Source organism: Rahnella sp. 1L-D-7-B-C2, from assembly GCF_057290995.1.
Window position 1 is genome coordinate 290,382 of the sequence record NZ_JBXAVQ010000003.1, and the last position, 17,051, is coordinate 307,432.

The 17,051-nt window shown below is 51.9% G+C and carries 15 protein-coding genes and 1 pseudogene; 11 read left to right on the forward strand and 5 right to left on the reverse strand.

The window, feature by feature from the left end:
- Positions 1-446: 446 nt before the first annotated feature.
- A complete protein-coding gene (gene fabV / locus AC0Z7K_RS07585; protein ID WP_485613684.1) occupies positions 447-1,643 on the reverse strand; it encodes an enoyl-ACP reductase FabV in 1,197 nt (398 codons plus the stop codon).
- A gap of 350 nt (positions 1,644-1,993) precedes the next feature.
- Between fabV and AC0Z7K_RS07590 the strand changes: the two genes are divergently transcribed.
- A complete protein-coding gene (locus AC0Z7K_RS07590; RefSeq protein WP_485613685.1) occupies positions 1,994-3,490 on the forward strand; it encodes a sugar porter family MFS transporter in 1,497 nt (498 codons plus the stop codon).
- 138 nt (positions 3,491-3,628) lie between these two features.
- Here AC0Z7K_RS07590 and AC0Z7K_RS07595 read toward each other — a convergent pair whose 3' ends face one another.
- Positions 3,629-4,558: a LysR family transcriptional regulator gene (locus tag AC0Z7K_RS07595; protein WP_413530801.1), complete on the reverse strand. Its 930-nt coding sequence runs from the start codon at positions 4,556-4,558 to the stop codon at positions 3,629-3,631.
- 180 nt (positions 4,559-4,738) lie between these two features.
- On the opposite strand from AC0Z7K_RS07595, the gene AC0Z7K_RS07600 reads away from it, so the two are divergent.
- From AC0Z7K_RS07600 to AC0Z7K_RS07615, 4 genes and pseudogenes are all read left to right on the forward strand, one after another.
- On the forward strand, positions 4,739-5,869 hold the full coding sequence (locus AC0Z7K_RS07600; RefSeq protein WP_485613686.1) for an alkene reductase: 1,131 nt from the start codon (positions 4,739-4,741) through the stop codon (positions 5,867-5,869).
- Positions 5,870-5,981: 112 nt separating this feature from the next.
- Positions 5,982-7,133, forward strand: coding sequence for an MFS transporter (locus AC0Z7K_RS07605; RefSeq protein ID WP_485613687.1), 1,152 nt, complete (start codon positions 5,982-5,984; stop codon positions 7,131-7,133).
- Positions 7,134-7,213: 80 nt separating this feature from the next.
- Positions 7,214-8,413 (forward strand): MFS transporter, encoded by a 1,200-nt coding sequence (locus AC0Z7K_RS07610; protein WP_413530798.1) that lies wholly within the window; start codon positions 7,214-7,216, stop codon positions 8,411-8,413.
- 193 nt (positions 8,414-8,606) lie between these two features.
- Positions 8,607-8,810 (forward strand): annotated as a pseudogene (locus AC0Z7K_RS07615) (hypothetical protein); the annotation flags it as partial.
- A 37-nt stretch (positions 8,811-8,847) separates the two neighbouring features.
- Here AC0Z7K_RS07615 and AC0Z7K_RS07620 read toward each other — a convergent pair.
- The 3 genes from AC0Z7K_RS07620 to AC0Z7K_RS07630 form a co-directional block, all read right to left on the reverse strand.
- Positions 8,848-9,630, reverse strand: coding sequence for an ABC transporter ATP-binding protein (locus AC0Z7K_RS07620; RefSeq protein WP_485613689.1), 783 nt, complete (start codon positions 9,628-9,630; stop codon positions 8,848-8,850).
- The gene (locus AC0Z7K_RS07625) at positions 9,627-10,679 is read right to left on the reverse strand and encodes a FecCD family ABC transporter permease (RefSeq protein ID WP_485613691.1); all 1,053 of its coding nucleotides are present in this window, start codon (positions 10,677-10,679) and stop codon (positions 9,627-9,629) included. The genes AC0Z7K_RS07620 and AC0Z7K_RS07625 overlap by 4 nt, the downstream gene beginning before the upstream one ends.
- A 73-nt stretch (positions 10,680-10,752) precedes the next feature.
- Complete coding sequence (locus AC0Z7K_RS07630; protein WP_413530795.1) at positions 10,753-11,871, reverse strand: ABC transporter substrate-binding protein; 1,119 nt, start codon at positions 11,869-11,871, stop codon at positions 10,753-10,755.
- A 260-nt stretch (positions 11,872-12,131) separates the two neighbouring features.
- Between AC0Z7K_RS07630 and AC0Z7K_RS07635 the strand changes: the two genes are divergently transcribed.
- The 6 genes from AC0Z7K_RS07635 (at position 12,132) to AC0Z7K_RS07660 (ending at position 16,986) form a co-directional block, all read left to right on the forward strand.
- Positions 12,132-12,794 carry a DUF3313 domain-containing protein gene (locus AC0Z7K_RS07635; RefSeq protein ID WP_485613693.1) on the forward strand — a complete coding sequence of 221 codons (663 nt, stop codon included), beginning with the start codon at positions 12,132-12,134 and terminating at the stop codon, positions 12,792-12,794.
- Entirely contained in the window at positions 12,736-13,425 is a 690-nt protein-coding gene (locus AC0Z7K_RS07640) for a paraquat-inducible protein A (RefSeq protein ID WP_485613695.1), read from the forward strand. Before AC0Z7K_RS07635 ends, AC0Z7K_RS07640 begins: the two co-directional genes overlap by 59 nt.
- Positions 13,422-14,045, forward strand: a complete 624-nt coding sequence (locus AC0Z7K_RS07645; RefSeq protein WP_485613697.1) for a paraquat-inducible protein A — start codon at positions 13,422-13,424, stop codon at positions 14,043-14,045. Before AC0Z7K_RS07640 ends, AC0Z7K_RS07645 begins: the two co-directional genes overlap by 4 nt.
- Positions 14,038-15,633 carry a PqiB family protein gene (locus AC0Z7K_RS07650; protein ID WP_485613699.1) on the forward strand — a complete coding sequence of 532 codons (1,596 nt, stop codon included), beginning with the start codon at positions 14,038-14,040 and terminating at the stop codon, positions 15,631-15,633. Before AC0Z7K_RS07645 ends, AC0Z7K_RS07650 begins: the two co-directional genes overlap by 8 nt.
- The gene (locus tag AC0Z7K_RS07655) at positions 15,630-16,220 is read left to right on the forward strand and encodes a PqiC family protein (RefSeq protein ID WP_485613701.1); all 591 of its coding nucleotides are present in this window, start codon (positions 15,630-15,632) and stop codon (positions 16,218-16,220) included. Before AC0Z7K_RS07650 ends, AC0Z7K_RS07655 begins: the two co-directional genes overlap by 4 nt.
- A gap of 271 nt (positions 16,221-16,491) precedes the next feature.
- The gene (locus AC0Z7K_RS07660) at positions 16,492-16,986 is read left to right on the forward strand and encodes a PadR family transcriptional regulator (protein WP_485613703.1); all 495 of its coding nucleotides are present in this window, start codon (positions 16,492-16,494) and stop codon (positions 16,984-16,986) included.
- The last annotated feature ends 65 nt before the right edge of the window (positions 16,987-17,051 follow it).

A 17,051-nucleotide genomic window follows, 5' to 3' on the forward strand; every position in this document is an offset into this window, starting at 1 on the left:
GAGAGTCAGATAACCTGCTTGCATTATCTCATCCGTCGTTAATACCTTGAATTTTAATTATATTTTACTTATTATTTTTCATTCACTAAAAATGAGTTATCAATGAATTAGGATAATCGACCTGCGTTATTTAGCTATTCTTAAATGAGCATTACGGATTTTGAAAACAGAATTCCTCCGAGATTGTCAATTCAACCTCAGACCCATATCATCAGTAATTAATATAAATAACCGTTATTAATACAAATATATTATACTTGTGTGGGGAATGAATTATTATACGTTTCTTTAAAAGAAGATGCCATTCATCGGAAAAATTCAGGTGAATATGTCCGGTCGTGCTGGCTGAACCCGGCGATTTATTTGACAGTGAAATCTGTAAAAAAAACCCACCCCCACCTTTCGGAGGGAGTGGGTTTTCATCAATCCGCTACCTGAAATTCAAATTACATCTGAACCAGATTTTTGATTTTCACATCAGGATTGGTGTCAGCGGCATAATCGACGCCGTCCAGACCAAAACCGAACAGACGCATGAACTCGCTTTTGTAACCGACGAAATCCGTCAGTTCGGCCAGCGTTTCATTGGTGACGGTATCCCACAGTTTGCCGACTTCGCCCTGTACTTCTGGCGTGATTTCTTTCAGGTCAGCGCGCAGGCGGCCTTCTTTATCCAGCAGCGGAGAAGTGCCGTACAGGCTGTCTTTGTACAGACCGTAAACCTGTTCGATACACCCTTCGTGCGTGCCGTTCTCTTTCATCACTTTGAACAGCAGGGAAAGGTACAGCGGCATTACAGGAATAGCGGAGCTCGCCTGAGTCACGACGGCTTTCAGCACGGAAACGCGCGCGTCGCCGCCTTTCTCAGCCAGTGAGCTGCGGATGTCCAGAACGCGTTTGTCCAGATCCTTTTTCGCTTCGCCGATAGAGCCGTTCCAGTAGATGTCCTGCGTGATTTCTTCGCCCAGATAGGTGAACGCAGTGGTTTTCGCGCCATCAGCCAGCACACCGGCGGCTTTCAGATCGTCGATCCACATCTGCCAGTCTTCGCCACCCATAACCGCGACAGTACCCGCGATTTCTTCAGGAGAAGCCGGTTCCAGCGTAGTTTCGTTGATGGTTTCTTTGTCGGTGTTCAGGCCGCGAATGGTGACCTGCTTGCCGATCGGTTTGAGCGTGGAGTTGAACACTTCGCCGGTTTTCGGATGGGTACGGCGCGGCGCAGCCAGGCTATAAACCACCAGATCAACCTGACCCAGATCCTCTTTAATCAGCTCGATGGTTTTTTGCTTCACTTCATCAGAGAACGCGTCGCCGTTGATGCTTTTGGCATACAGGCCTTTCTCTTCAGCGAATTCTTCGAAGGCGGCAGAGTTGTACCAGCCAGCCGTCGCAGTTTTGGATTCGTCGCCCGCACGCTCAAAGAAAATGCCCAGTGTGGCAGCGTCGGAGCCGAAAGCAGCGGAGATACGTGCAGCAAGGCCGTAGCCGGTAGAGGAGCCGATCACCAGGACTTTCTTCGGACCACCGTCGATTTTGCCCTGACGGGTCACGTAATCGATCTGCTCTTTAACGTTTGCCTTACAACCTTCAGGATGGGCAGTAACACAGATAAAGCCACGGATGCGTGGTTTGATAATCATATAGACCTCATTGCAACTGTCTCAGTAAATTGGCCGATAGAATATAGGTTTGCGCCGTTTCAGGCAAAACCTGACGCTTTATCCTTGCGTAAACAGACATCTCTGACGCGAAATCACGCTGATTTTCTGCCGAAAGGATAAAAAATGAGCCAAAAAGATATCCCCTGAAGTGTAACCCAGTTCTCCGCGCCAGAGCGTGATGCGGTAAACTTCCCGCGCCTGCCAGCCCCGTTTGAGTAGGACTTGTCCGTAAAACCCGCAGTCACCGCTTTTCCGGCAATTAATTTCCCTCCTCGCCTACCAAAATCCCAATCTTGCATTAGATTTACCTGTTGTGTGATCTGCGTCACATGAATAACCACAACAATAACGAAATCCAGGGAGTATTTGTGACTGAGAAATTAAACAGCGGTACCGGGAACGACGCGGCGAAAGCACCGCAGTCGACCGAGCCGCTGGTGAAAGTAATTGCCTTTATTGCGACATTAGGGGGCTTGCTGTTTGGCTACGATACCGGCGTGATTGCCGGTGCGCTGCTGTTCATGAAGCACGACCTGCATCTGACATCGTTAACCACCGGGATGGTCACCAGTTTCCTGATCCTCGGTTCAGCAGTAGGCGCCATCTTTGCCGGGCGTTTCGCTGACCGCTTCGGACGTAAAAAAATCATCCTCGCGATGGCGCTGATTTTCATGATGGGCTCGCTGGGCTGCGCCATGGCGCCGAACGTCGAGCTGATGATCATGTTCCGCTTCATCCTGGGGCTGGCGGTGGGCGGCGCGGCGGCGATTGTGCCGATCTATATCGCCGAAATTGTGCCGTCTAACCGCCGGTGGCAATTTGTTACGTTACAGGAGCTGATGATCGTCTCAGGGCAGTTGATCGCATACACCAGTAACGCGGCGATAAACGAAGTCTGGGGCGGCGAAACCACCTGGCGCTGGATGCTCGGCGTTGCCTGTGTTCCGGCGGTGATCCTGTGGGTGGGAATGCTGTTCCTGCCGGATACGCCGCGCTGGTACGCCATGCATGGCCGCTATCGTGAAGCACGCGATGTACTGGAGCGCACGCGTAAATCAGGCCGCGTCGAGAAAGAGCTGGGCGAAATCCGCAAATCGATGGATTCGAAAAGTGAAAAGCACAGCCGCCGCCAGAAAACGATTTCCGTGTGGATGAAACGCCTGGTCGCGCTGGGAATTGGTATCGCCATGCTTCAGCAGTTGTCCGGTGTGAATACCATCATGTTCTATGCGCCAACGATGTTGCAGGCGACCGGTCTGAGCACCAATGCCGCCCTGCTCGCCACCATCGCCAACGGTGTGATTTCGGTCATCATGACATTTGTCGGGATCATGTTGCTTAGCCGTTTTGGTCGCCGTCCGCTGTTGCTGACCGGACAAATCGGGTGTACTTGTACGCTGCTGGCTATCGGTCTGGTCACCTGGCTGATGCCTGAGACGGTGAACGGCCACCCTGACCTGGTGCGCAGTTATCTGGTGCTAGGCGGGATGCTGATCTTCCTGTGCTTCCAGCAGGGCGCGCTGTCGCCGGTCACCTGGCTGCTGCTGTCGGAGATGTTCCCGATGCGCATCCGTGGTATGGCTAACGGCGTCTCTGTCTTCGCCATGCAGATGACCAACTTCTCGATAGCGTTCATGTTCCCGATACTACTGGAAACCTTCGGGCTGACGATGTCCTTCTTCACCTTCGCTGCCATCGGCGTCGGCGGCGGGATATTCGCCATCATTTTTGCCCCCGAAACCCAGGGCAAAACGCTGGAACAGATCGAAAAGCATTTTAAAAAGAACTTACAGGATGACCCTGCCCCGCAACAGTCGGGCAGTTAAGGGATTTGCAGCGCAAGGATGCGCGATCTGCCACCGCCGTGAAGCCCTCTCTTACCGGGGTCCGTCTGGTAAACGGGAAATATCCTACCCTAAGACTATTTTTTGCGCGGATATCAATAGTATTCATCTCATAAACGCTTAGCTGAACCACTGATCCCAGTACGGTGGTGTCCCAAATTCGTTCACAAAAAAACTGGAAACCTCACGGACCTTCCTTGATCGCAAACGGTTTTCTGGAGAAAGAATTTGTATAAATGATTCCTGAACCGTGGCGGACATCTGCCATTCCGGCAAGATGCTCACAAGCTGATTCTCAGCAAAACTCTCAGGTTGAAACATCCAGGTCGGTAAAAGCACAATTCCTCGCGCGGCAAGAGCAGCAGAGACCAGGCTTTCTGAGTTGTTACTGCGCAGCGTTCCCGACACATCATATTGTTTCAATTCCTGATCCTGATTTCGCCGGAAGAACCACCTTTGTGTTCCTCTTACACCGCGATAAAGCAGGCAGTTATGCCTCAGTAAATCCAATGGACGGGCGGGTACACCATATCTGTCGAGATAAGCAGGACTGGCGGCCAGAATATAGCGCTGCGATGCGATTACTTTGCCAATAAGCCCTGAGTCAATTAGCGGGCCAACCCGAATAGTGATATCTGCGCCTTCACGTACCGGATCGATGTAGGTATCAGTCAGTGTCAGCTCAACGGACAGATCAGGATACCGCTCCTGTAGTTTATTTAGCACACCGGCAACATGCAGTCGGCCCAAAGCTTCCGGCGCATTTATACTGAGTTGGCCGTGGATTTGTTCATCTCTGAGGGCAAGTTCACCAACGGCACTGTCCAGCAATTCAAGCGCTTCGTTGGCCTGCAACCTGAAACGCGCACCTTCCTCAGTCAATCTTATTGCCCGGGTGCTTCGGTAGAACATCTGATGGCCGAGATCCTTCTCCAGTGAAGAGATATACCGCGATACGGAGGATGCTGGCGTGTTGAATATCCGCGCGGTTTCAAGAAAACTGCCGGTTTCCGCTGCTTTTAAAAAGTAACGTAAGCCTTTTAAGTCCATTGTCGACCCCACAAAATCTCATAAAGATCTGAGCATGATTTATGAATGCAATAATAGCAATAGTGATATGCAATATCATGTCATTGTTACTATTACTGCAACCTTATAAACTTGCTGACATCTACAGTGAGCACCTTTTATGAGATGCATTGATATTAACTTCTGGCATATGGACACAACATGAAAACGTTATTTGAACCGTTTAATCTTTCTGGTGCGATGTTGCAGAACCGCATCGTAATGGCACCGATGACACGTGCTCGCGCAGTCAATGACATTGCGAATGAACAGACCGCACTGTATTACACACAACGTGCGACAGCCGGTCTGATTGTCAGTGAAGGTACGCCCGTTTCCCGCCAGGGTCAGGGCTATCTGTTCAATCCGGGGATTTATACCGATGCTCAGATTGCAGGCTGGCGTCTGACGACAGATTCCGTTCATGCCGTTGGCAGTAAAATTTTTGCTCAGCTATGGCATGTCGGCCGCGTTTCTCATCCCTCCATCCAGTTCGATAATGCCCAGCCAGTAAGCGCAACATCAAAATCCGCCAAAGGCGCAATGGCGTATGGATATGACCAGAATGGTAAACCTGGTCTGGTTCCAGCTGCGGCCCCCCGCCAGTTAACCACCGGTGAGGTAGAGGATGTCATCAGACAGTTTGCGAGAGCCGCAGAGAATGCCATTAAAGCCGGCTTTGACGGCGTGGAAATTCACGGTGCAAATGGCTATCTACATGAGCAGTTCCTTAACCCCGTGGTCAATGACCGTACAGATCGATACTCAGCAAAATCCCTGAAGGATCGACTGCGCTTTACTACCGAAGTCATTGATACCATATCGAGTGCTATTGGTGCAGAACGCACAGCTATCCGCCTTTCACCCTATGGTCAACTTTTTGATATGCCACTGTATGATGAGATCGATGAAACCTATTCAGCACTTGTTAAAGCTATCGGCCAACGCAAGCTAGCATATGTCCACATTATGAATCAGACCGGATTTAAACGTATAGATAATGGTTCTGAGCAGAGCAATCCTGACAATTTCTTTGCACTGCTGGAAACGTTCAAACGTTTCTTACCAGATACTGCACTAATACTGGCAGGAGGTCTGACACGGACTATTGCTGAAGATATGGTGAATAACAATATCATTGATCTTGCTGCGTTTGGTGTTCCTTATATCAGTAATCCAGATCTCGTCGCCAGATTAAAAAACAACTGGCCTATCGCTGATGCGGATTGGGATACCTTTTACGGACAGTATGCAACAGGTTATATTGACTACCCTCCTTATAATTCTTTGTAAGTCATAAAAGAACATTCAGTTTCAATGAAATTCTTCAACACATCAATTCTGGTGAGGGATTTCATTCGCTAAAAATCCATTTCTTATATAAACGGGTTACAAAAAAATCGCCATGCAAAATAATAAATTATTGCTTCTCGCACTGTCACTGGCCGTATTTGGGGTTATTACGACAGAGTTAGGAATAATCGGTTTACTCCCTGAACTTGTGAAGACGTTGCATGTAACCCCCACGCAGGTCGGTTTTCTGGTCAGCATCTATGCCATTGTTGTGGCTATTTCTGGTCCCTTCATTACTCTGTTGCTTTCACGGTTTGATAAGAAAAAAGTTCTGGTCTCTATACTCGCTGTATTTGTATTTTCTAATTTAATGTACGCAGTGACGGATGCATTAAATCTGATGATTGTATTCAGAATTATTCCTGCACTGTTCCACGCTGTTTTCTTTGCTGTCGCCCTGGTAACAGCAACCCGTTCGGTTCCCAAAGAGAAAAGTGCTGGCGCGGCAGCGAAAGTCTTCGCCGGTGTTGCAGTCGGCCTGGTAATAGGCGTTCCTCTTAGCACCCTGATTGCAGAGAACCTCAGCCTCAGTGCCGCTTTTCTGTTCTCAGCAGCGGCGTGTTTTGTTGCACTGTTGGGTATTCTTTTTTACGTGCCATCGATGCCGACAACCAACCGTCTCTCTTTCTCGAGCCAGTTAAGTATCTTACGAAGCAAGACGGTCTGGCTTGCCCTCATGATGGTGACTTTTGTTTTCTCTGCCATGTTCTCAAGTTTCAGCTATATAGCAGATTATCTGTCAGCCATTACCCACCTGAATAATAATTATATCAGCGCTATGCTGGTGGCATTTGGTGTATTTGGGCTGATAGGTAACTTTATATTTAGTGTTTTTTTACAGAAAAATACTGTCAGAACAACATTGTTGTATCCATTATTTTATATCCTGATTTTTCTCCTCGTCTGGGAGTACGGACATTCCGCCATGCTCATGTGTGGACTGATTGTTATATGGGGTGCTTTTCATTCCTCAGGATTACTAATTAGTCAGACGTGGTTAATGCGTGAAGCAAGCCGAGCCCCGGAATTTGCCAACAGCCTGTATATCTCTTTTTCTAACTTAGGAATAACTATTGGCTCGCTGGCAGGTGGGTGGTTTATCTCCCGCTTTGGAACGCATTCTCTTGTACTGAGCAGTATCATTTTTTCCGTACTGGCATTCTTATTTATCGTCGCGGGTAGAAAATCCACTGTAACTGTATAACTGGATGATATTTCAGCAATCGAAACAATACATATCATGTTTACGCAATTTTTCGCCCTTATTAGTGAAAGAGAGGCTTTATGATTTCCTCATCAGAAGTAAAAGCAAACCCGTCGATATGGCTTTTCTTTTGTCTCGCTGTCTGCTCAGGATTAGGCGTTGCCAATGTCTATTACCTTCAACCGGGTCTTTCCCTGATCCAGAATGAGTTTGGTGTCAGCCCGGATGCAGCAGGGTGGCTTGCTGCCGCGACTCAAATTTGTTACGGGCTGGGTATGTTACTTCTGGCTCCTTTAGGCGATATTCTTCCCCGGCGAAAACTCGTTACAGTGAAAGCAATACTCCTTCTTGCAGCATTGACCATGGCCGCAAGCGCACATTCGTTCATGCTGTTGGTGATCGCAAGTATGGTGGTCGGATTGCTGGGTAGCATTGGACAGGATTTTATCCCGATCGCCGCACAGCTGGCACCCGACAATAAACGTGGCCATCTGGTGGGAATAGTAACGACCGGTCTTCTGACGGGCATCTTGCTGTCCCGAACGCTGGGTGGGTGGATCTCCCAGCTCCTGGGCTGGCGTGAAATGCAGTATCTGGCATCGTTTTTAATGCTCATTGTTCTGGTTATTGTCAGATTTATGCTCCCTGAGCAAAGGCACACGGGCGAGCACCAGAAATACAGTCGCCTGATGTCCAGCTTATGGACTCTTTGGCGAACACATCGTGTTCTGCGGATTTCCGTCATGACACAGGCATGCCTTGGCGCAACACTGGGTGCATTCTGGTCTTGTCTGGCTTTCGTACTGACTGCTGAACCTTTTCATTTCGGGCCTGCTGTTGCGGGGAGTTTTGGTATTGCCGGAGCCGCGGGTGCATTAGCGGCCCCAGTTTTTGGTAAATACACCGACAGAAAGGGTCCGCTTCCGGTGATACGTTTTGGCTGCATTCTGGTCATTTTATCCTTTGTCGGGTTACTGGCTCTGCCACCCAGTATCTGGGCGTTGATTGTTGGAGCCGTGCTGTTTGATCTTGGCGCACAAGCCGGGCTTGTTTCACATCAGATTATTGTAACTGGTATTGGACAGGATTCGCGGAGCAGAACAAATGGCCTGTTGATGACGGGGGCTATGGTCGGTATGGCTCTTGGGGCAGTAATGGGAAGTCTTCTCTGGTCGCACGCTGGCAGCACTGGGTTATTTAGTTTTGCTGCGGTGGCTGGCCTGCTTGCTTTTGGAATTTCATTCGGACATTCCCGAACGAAGCCAACACTGAGTGCTTAGTCATTTTCCCGATAACAACATTGACTGACAGGAGTTTCAGGAGGCTGCATCAACAAGTGAAAGAAAATACTTTCGCAGCCCCTTCGACATTGTGTATATAAAGTTTTATTGGTTTGGCAGGGGGAATAAGATCTTTTAAACAGATCAATTCACCGGATAAATATCATTATCCGGCGATGTATTTGCCGCTTTAACCCTGAGAATAGAAAGAGTCAAAGATTCTTTGAGAGGGAAAGAGATCCCGATTAATGAGCAACTGATTACCCATCTGCCACTGCTGGGATGGGTACATATCAACCTGAGCGGGGATTATCTCTGGAGAACAAACCTCAAACTGGTACAGGATAAATACCGCGCATTACGCTCAGTGAATAGTAGCCTGTACAAAAAACAGGCTTGGCGTAGGATGTTTTCCGTTTGTCCAGGTGGCCCCCTTACCCTCCGCTTACCGGCTGAATCACCGGATTGCCCAGACGGTCCTGCAACACCTCCACTTCAACGCCATAGGTTTGGGCGATCAGTTCTGCTGTGATGACCTCACGCGGCGTGCCCGCTGCCTGAATTTTGCCCTGTGCGACCACCAGTAAGTTATCGGCATACTGACAGGCCAGATTGAGATCGTGCAGCACGATCACCGTGACCCAACCCCGTGAGCGGGTTTCACGTCGTACCAGATTCAGTAATGAAATTTGATGCTTCAGATCCAGCGCGCTGACCGGTTCGTCCAGCAACATCGCTTTCGGTTCGCGCGTCATCACCTGTGCAAATAACACCATCTGCCGCTGCCCGCCGCTCAGCGAAGCAATTTCACGGCCAGCCAGATGCGCGATGCCCGCCTGTTCAAGCCGCTGCATCGCGGCATCCAGCGTATCATCGTCAATGTGCAATGAAAGCTTACCAAGCCGACCGAGCACCACCACTTCCAACGCCGTCAGATCGATATCGGCAGTGGTGTCCTGCGGCAGATAGGCAATTGTGTCGCGCCAGCCATGTAGCAATTTACCACGCACTTTCCCCGGCAATAAGTGTTGATCGCCAAACTTTATCTGCCCTTCTGCCAACGCCAGTTCACCAAACATGGCGTTCAGCAGCGTGGTTTTTCCCGTGCCGTTCGGGCCGATAATGACGTGAATTTTACCCGCATCCAGTTGCGTACTAACTCCGCCGAGAATGCTGCGCCCCTGCCGGTGAATACCGACGTTTACAAGCTCAATCATAAGGTTCTCCGGCGCGGCGCAAAGATCAGCCAAAGCAAGAACGGCACGCCGACAATCGCCGTCACAATACCCACCGGGAATAACGCGCCGGGAACGATCGATTTCGACAACACCGACGCCGCTGAAAGCATCAGCGCTCCAGCCAGCACCGACATCGGCAGGGAGAAACGCTGATCTTCGCCCACCACCATGCGGGCAATGTGCGGTGCGACCAGTCCGATAAAACCGATGACACCGACGAAGCTGGTCGCCGTCGCCGTCATCACCGCCACGATAATCAGAATTTTCATCCGCAGCTGCCGAACGTTGACGCCAAGGCTCAGCGCCCGCATTTCTCCCATGCGCAGTGCCGCCAGTTTCCATGAATCCGCCATCAGCATCAGGCAGCACACCAGCGTGACTACTGCGGTCAGCGCCAGCGTCGGCCATGTCGCTTTGGTCAGGCTGCCGAACAGCCAAAAAAGAATCTGCTGTGAGAGCTCTGGCGATGACAAAAACTGAATCAATGACAGCAGCGACTGGAAAAGAAACAGCAGCGCAATGCCGCCAAGAATGATGGTCTCGGTTCTGACCGTGCGTATTGAGGCCAGCATGAAGAGAAACAGCGCGGCAAACATTGAAAAGATAAACGCGCCAATCGGCACGGAAATCATCGGGTGCAGGCCGAATCCGCCAAACGCCAGGCTCAGCGCCGCCCCGAAACCGGCCGCCGCTGCCATGCCGAGCGTATACGGGCTGGCCATCGGGTTGTTCAGCAATGTCTGCATCTGCGCGCCCCCCGCGCCCAGTGCGGCGCCCACCACCAGTGCCATCAGCGCCATGGGTAAGCGGAATTCACGCACAATGGCGTCGGTCATCGCCGCGCGTTCGCCGAAGCCGGTCAGTGAGCGGATGACTTCAGAAGGCGACAACATCGACGGGCCGGTGGCGATATCGAATACCAGACTCACGGCAGTAATCAGCAGAAATAACACCACGTAGCGCCAGCGCTTACGTTCCCGCGAGCGATGAGCGATAATCGCCTCACTACGGTCGGCAGAAATAGTCATCAAAATCCCCTTTCAAAAAACGAAAGAAGCGCTGCTCAGAGGCAGCGCTTTTCGGTACGACACAAAATCAGAATCAGTCTTTCAGACCAACCACAAACGTGCCTTGTGGCGTCACAGGGAGATATTTTTTGTAGAAATTAAGGTAGTTCGCCAGCGGATCCATATCTTTAAACTGCGCCGGATAAAGCTGTTTCGCCATGTACTGCACCATCGCGAAATCAGAAATCGTGCGGGATGCGCCCTGATAAACACCGTATAACTGACCGTTTTTGACCGCAGGTAACTCCGCCCAACCGCGACGATTCTCAAAACCTTTCAGTTTTTCACGCGCATCGGCTTTGCTGATGCCCACGCCCATCGGCAGCGCAGATGAATTCTTATTGTTCTCACGGCCAGAAATGAAGATCACGTCAGGCTTAGAGGCCAGTACCTGCTCAGGGTTAATCGGCCCCCACCACTCAACGAACGGCGCAGCAATGTTGTCGCCGCCCGCCGCGGTCGCCATAGCGCCCCACATATTTTTGCCATAGGTGAAGGAATATTCTTCCGGGCCTTTGTTGCCAAATTCTACATACACTTTTGACTTCGCTTTGCCGGAAGCGGCAATGCGTTCAGAGACGTCTTTCAACGATGACGCATACAGATCGGCCATTTCTTTCGCACGCGCTTCTTGCCCGGTCAACGTACCCAGCACGCGGGTCGAGGCCACATGGCGTTCCACGGTTTGTGCGTTGTAATCGATCACCACCACCGGAATGCCCTGCTTCTCAATACGTTCCACATCCAGCCCCAGCGCCTTAAACTGCCAGTCAGCCAGCACCAGCAAATCCGGATTCAAGCTGAGCAATTTCTCGACCGAGAAACTTTGTGCTTCAACTTCTCCCACGTCGGAAATGTTTTTCAGTGAAGGGCGATGCGCGACGTGCATTTCCCAGTTAGCCGGTACCCAGCCTTCCCACGCTTCGCGTGAGATACCGACTACCGAGTCATAGGCTTTTTCGCCGCCGACCGACATGTAATCTTCAAAGTAAAAGCCCACCACGACACGTTTCGCAGGCAGATCAACGTTTACCTGACGGCCAATAACATCGGTGATCGTTTTGATTTCTGCCTCAGCAGACGCACTGAGCGCCAGCGTGGCAAAGGACAACGCGCAGGCAAGCGAGCGCAGAGTAAAGGTATGTGCAGCCATGAAAGTCAGTTTCCCAGGATAAGTAGAACAATTAAATGAAAATGATTATCAATTATGTTTGACACTTTTATTTACACAAATACACATTTCATTTCAACATATTTAACACGTTCCGCGCTGAAATCTTTTGATAACTGTACCGACGTGTACATTTTCTTGACATCACTTGGGTCATCACTCATAAATATACCGTACCGTACGGTTTTGATGAAAAATAAACCGACGTCCCGCTACGATTATTCACAGAAGGTGTATGACGAATGTCTGCGTTAACAAACGGCTATTCTCTGGCGGCTCTGATTTCTTTGGCTTTTCTCACCGGGTGCGCGGGTACCCAGCCTGTGCCCTACACCGGGGTCACTTCTTCTACCCAGATGAAACCTGATACTCAGGATGATTCCGGCCACATTGCTTACAGCTTCAGCGCCCCGACCGACTGGAATAAATATTCCCGCGCGATCCTCGATCCGGTGGTGATTTATCAGGGCGCGGACGCGCAGTTCGACGACGTCTCGCCTGAACAGAAACAGGCGCTGGCGACCTACATGCAACAGACGTTCGGCAAGAACGTTGGCGAGCGTTTTCCGCTGACCAATGCAATCACGCCCGGCACCTTGCGCATTCGCCTGACCCTCACCGGTGCCGAAACCACCACACCGGTGCTCGGGACGTTCTCCCGTTTTGATCTCATGGGCGGCCCTTACAACATCGTGCAATCCGTGCGTGGCAAACAGGGCTCATTTACCGGCTCGGTGAGTTATGCGGTGGAAATTTATGATGCTCCATCCAACCAGCTGCTGAAGGCGTACATCTCGAAGCAATACCCGAACTCGCTCAATATTGGCGCGAGCTGGGGTGCGCTGAGTGCAGCAGAAACCGGCCTCGACAAAGGCGCTGAACAGCTGCAAGACCAGCTTCAATAAGCAGGATCAGTCGATGAAAATCTATCCGCAGCAGGTCATTTGCAAACACTGCGACAGCCTCTATAGCCGAAAATCTGTGCGGCCGGGCGAGGCGGCGCAGTGTCAGCGTTGTCGGGCTGTGCTGTACCGGGGAAGCTGGCTGAGTCTGGAACAATGGTTCGCCCTGACGGTGACAGCGGCGCTGTTTTTTATCATCGCCAACCTGTTTCCTGTGCTGGAGATCCAGTTCCACGGCCAGTCGCAGGCGACGACGTTAGCCGAAACCGCGATGGCGCTGGCGCATAGCTATGCCTCGCCGCTGGCCATTCCGCTGGCGCTGCTGATTATCGTCTGTCCGTGCCTGCAAATCCTGCTGCTGAGTTGGGTACTGTTTCACGCCTGCCGGAGAAAAGCTGCGCCGGGGTTTGCGCCCGCGATGCGTCTGCTGGCCGGGCTCGCACCGTGGAGCATGGCGGAAGTGGCGCTGCTCAGCATTCTCATCGCCGCCATCAAACTCTCCGGGCTGGTAAATATCACCACCGGTCCAGGCACCTGGGCATTGCTCGGTTTATGCCTGCTATTGCCGGTGATCAATCATCAGGATGTTCACCCGTTGTGGATGCTGAAAACCGTAAAGGGGAAGCACGGATGACAATTGCGGGACAGGCCTTATCTCAGGGGCTGGTGCGCTGCCACGTTTGCGGGCTGGCCTGTGAACACATCGGCGGTGTGCATGAGTTGCCCTGCCCGAGATGTCATGCGCCGCTGCATCCGCGTCTGCCGGACAGCCTGACGCAAACCTGGGCGCTGCTGCTGACCGGCCTGTTGCTGTATCTGCCCGCCAATGTATTACCGGTGATGTACAACAGCGTCGGCGGGCGTGGCAGCGAAAGCACCATTCTCGGCGGCATCGCCGGATTCTGGTCGTCAGGCTCTTACGGCATCGCGATAGTGATTTTCACCGCCAGCGTGGTGGTGCCCTGCGCCAAGTTTGGCATTCTCGGCTGGCTGCTGATCGCCACAAAACGACGAGATACCGCCGGACGCGTCCGGCGATCGCGTCTGTTTCGCCTGACCGAACATATCGGTTACTGGTCAATGTTGGATGTGATGGTGGTGGCGCTGATCGCCGCGCTGGTGCAGTTCCCCGGATTTAGTACCGCCGAGCCGCGCATCGGCATTGTCTTTTTTGGGGCCGTGGTGATGTTCACCCTGCTGGCAGCAATGAAGTTCGACCCACGTTTGCTTTGGGAAAATAATAAGAATGAGTGACTATGATCCACCGCCGCCGGAGCTTATCCCGCGCCGGTTGCGCCCTTCGCTGATCTGGCTGGTGCCCGCTGCGGCTGCGTTAATCGGCCTGTTTCTCTTGTTTCAGCTGTGGGCTTCATCAGGGCCGGAAGTTTGTATTACCTTTCAGACGGCCAGCGGCTTACAGGCCGGTAAAACCGAAGTGAAATACAAAGATGTCACCGTCGGACTGGTGAAGTCTATCGTCTTAAGCCCGGACAGCCAGCGCGTGCTGGTCACCGTCTCGCTGATGAAAAATGCTGATAATCTGGCGAAAGCCGACACCCGTTTCTGGGTGGTGCGTCCGCGCGTTGGCATGGGCGGTATTTCAGGGATCGACACTCTGCTGTCGGGCGCATACATTAGCCTCGACACCGGCACATCAAAGCAATCCGGCACCACGTTTACCGGGCTGGAATCGCCGCCGACGGTGATAAACGGCATGCCAGGCAAACAGTTTGAAGTGGTGGCCGACGATCTCGGCTCGCTGGATATCGGCTCGGCGGTGTATTACCGTCGGATCCCGGTTGGCCGCGTATCGTCTTACGCGCTGCGCCCGGAAGGTAAAGGGGTGAGTGTCAATATTTTCATTGATGCGCCCTACGACAGGTTTGTCACGCCATCTACCCGTTTCTGGAATGCCAGCGGCGTCGATTTGTCGCTCAATTCAGAAGGATTGCAGCTGAAAACGCAGACCATGGCCTCGGTCATTGCCGGGGGTATTGCGTTCGCCAATCCTCCCGATTCAGAGACCGCAAAATCTTCCACCAATCACAGCGTTTTCCGGCTGGCCGACGATCAGCTTTCGGCGATGGCACCGCAGGACGGTACACCGCAAATTCTTCAGCTGCGTTTTCAGCAGTCGCTGCGCGGAATGCAAACCGGCGCGCCGGTGGAATTTTCCAGCGTGAAGCTCGGCAAAGTCACGGCCATCGATCTGGATTTTGAACCGTCAGGCTCGCGGTTTATTTCGGTGGTCACCATTGAGGTGTACCCGAACCGCTTAGGCCGCGTGCTGGAGAAATTACCCAAGCCTGAAAAAGATGGCGAAAAACAGGCCGCCGTCTTCCTGCGTGATCTGGTGCAGCACGGGCTGCGGGCACAGGCGCGCACCGGCAACCTGCTGACCGGTCAGCTGTACATTTCGCTCGATTTTGTCCCCAACGCCGCGCCGGTGCCTTTCGATCTCAGCGCGCGGCCTTTGCGCATTCCAACGCTAAACGGCGGGTTCGATCATTTACAGGAGCAGGTCGCGACCTTGATTGGCAAAGTATCGAAAATGCCCATTGAATCGATCGGCAATAATCTCAACGCCACGCTGGGGACTCTCAATCAGACGCTAATTCAGGTCAACGGGCAGGTCTTACCGCAGACCACGCAAACCCTGCGCCAGCTCGACCAGACGATGAACGGCGCACAAGAGTTGCTGGCGGCGGATTCGCCGCTCTTACAAACGCTGGCCGAATTTCAGCGCACGCTCTATTCCCTGCGCACGCTCACCGGTTTACTGACGCGTCAGCCGCAGGCGCTGCTGACCGGCAGACAGAATGACCCCAAGGAAAAACCATGAAACTGAACACTGCCCTGAACATCGCCGGTGCCCTGCTGCTGTTAAGCGGATGTGCAACGTCCACGCCGCCGCACTATTACACGCTGGTGAATGGCGACAGTACGCCGCCCGCCGCTGCCGCCGCACCCTTTGTGATCCGCATGCATCCGGTGACGGTGCCGGGACAGCTGAATCAGCCGCAATTGGTGACGCGCAAAAGCAACGGCGAAACCTTTATCTCAGATAACGCCCTGTGGGCATCGCCGCTGCCAGAGGAAATGCGCAGCGCGCTCACCGGCCAGCTGGAACGCTCACTGAATACCGTCGAGGTCAGCGGGCTGACGCCGCCGCAGGACAAACCGGTGGTGGGCATCAGCGTAGCGGTTCAACAATTTGATGCCTGGCCGGGCAACCGCGCCAGCATTGCCGTGACCTGGCGGCTAAGTTTCGAGGCGGGTTCAGCAGAAGAACAGTTACTCACCTGCCGTACGCAGCATCAGAAAATGTCGCAGGCAGGGTATCCCGGACTGGTCGCCACTCAGCAGGCGCTGATGCGCGACGTGGCTTCAGACATTGCGAACAGCATTAAAAGCCGTCAGTGCAGCTGACAAATGGCGCTTTTTCGCAATGCTTACATAACGAAACCGTCACCTCCGTGATGAATTGATTTTATATTGCAATTCAGACAGATAATGGCGGGAGCAGAATGTTAAGTTTTGTCAGGCGTTATCGATTCAATCTGCAAGAATGAAATTTTAGTTGTTTTAAAACAATCGATTAACACTATTCTTACGCAACATTTACGCCCCGTCGCAGGCTTGACCCTCAACGCTCACAAGATATATCTTGAGGCCGTAGCCGATGAAGGGAAAAGGGAAAATGATGAAAACGTCCGAACCGGCAGCACGCCGCAAAAGCAAACTGCTCACGCGTCAGGAACTGACGTTGTTTGTATTGCATCTGATCCAGATAAATCCGGCGCACGGCTATGAGATCATTAAAACCATTGAGGGCTATTCGATGGGGGCCTACATCCCCAGCCCCGGCGTGATCTACCCGATCTTGTCGCTGATTGTCGAAGAAGGCTACGCCAGCGTAGCGGAAATCGACGGCGGCAAAAAACAGTTTTCCATGACGCCTGCCGGATCTGAATATCTGGCCGCCAGAAGGAAGGAAATTCGCGTCGTCGAAGAGAAAATAAAAACCCGTGTGATGGAAACGAATCCGCCACCGCCGCCAGAAATTATATATGCCATCGAGAACTTTAAAATAACGTTACGGACGAAGAAATATAATGAAAAACCGTCTAATGAAAAACTGGTTAAAATCATAAATATTATTAACGAAGCTACAGATAAAATAAAAAAATTATAATAGTAATGGTGAGTCAGTTTCGCCAGACCTCATTCTTTACCCTGCTTAATTAAAGCCTTACGCAA

What these genes read in the sequence shown, in the direction of transcription:
- fabV (WP_485613684.1), bottom strand. Translation starts at nt 1,643, where the DNA reads ATGATTATCAAACCACGCATCCGTGGCTTTATCTGTGTTACTGCCCAT.
- AC0Z7K_RS07590 (WP_485613685.1), top strand. Translation starts at nt 1,994, where the DNA reads ATGAATAACCACAACAATAACGAAATCCAGGGAGTATTTGTGACTGAG.
- AC0Z7K_RS07595 (WP_413530801.1), bottom strand. Translation starts at nt 4,558, where the DNA reads ATGGACTTAAAAGGCTTACGTTACTTTTTAAAAGCAGCGGAAACCGGC.
- AC0Z7K_RS07600 (WP_485613686.1), top strand. Translation starts at nt 4,739, where the DNA reads ATGAAAACGTTATTTGAACCGTTTAATCTTTCTGGTGCGATGTTGCAG.
- AC0Z7K_RS07605 (WP_485613687.1), top strand. Translation starts at nt 5,982, where the DNA reads ATGCAAAATAATAAATTATTGCTTCTCGCACTGTCACTGGCCGTATTT.
- AC0Z7K_RS07610 (WP_413530798.1), top strand. Translation starts at nt 7,214, where the DNA reads ATGATTTCCTCATCAGAAGTAAAAGCAAACCCGTCGATATGGCTTTTC.
- AC0Z7K_RS07620 (WP_485613689.1), bottom strand. Translation starts at nt 9,630, where the DNA reads ATGATTGAGCTTGTAAACGTCGGTATTCACCGGCAGGGGCGCAGCATT.
- AC0Z7K_RS07625 (WP_485613691.1), bottom strand. Translation starts at nt 10,679, where the DNA reads ATGACTATTTCTGCCGACCGTAGTGAGGCGATTATCGCTCATCGCTCG.
- AC0Z7K_RS07630 (WP_413530795.1), bottom strand. Translation starts at nt 11,871, where the DNA reads ATGGCTGCACATACCTTTACTCTGCGCTCGCTTGCCTGCGCGTTGTCC.
- AC0Z7K_RS07635 (WP_485613693.1), top strand. Translation starts at nt 12,132, where the DNA reads ATGTCTGCGTTAACAAACGGCTATTCTCTGGCGGCTCTGATTTCTTTG.
- AC0Z7K_RS07645 (WP_485613697.1), top strand. Translation starts at nt 13,422, where the DNA reads ATGACAATTGCGGGACAGGCCTTATCTCAGGGGCTGGTGCGCTGCCAC.
- AC0Z7K_RS07650 (WP_485613699.1), top strand. Translation starts at nt 14,038, where the DNA reads ATGAGTGACTATGATCCACCGCCGCCGGAGCTTATCCCGCGCCGGTTG.
- AC0Z7K_RS07655 (WP_485613701.1), top strand. Translation starts at nt 15,630, where the DNA reads ATGAAACTGAACACTGCCCTGAACATCGCCGGTGCCCTGCTGCTGTTA.
- AC0Z7K_RS07660 (WP_485613703.1), top strand. Translation starts at nt 16,492, where the DNA reads ATGATGAAAACGTCCGAACCGGCAGCACGCCGCAAAAGCAAACTGCTC.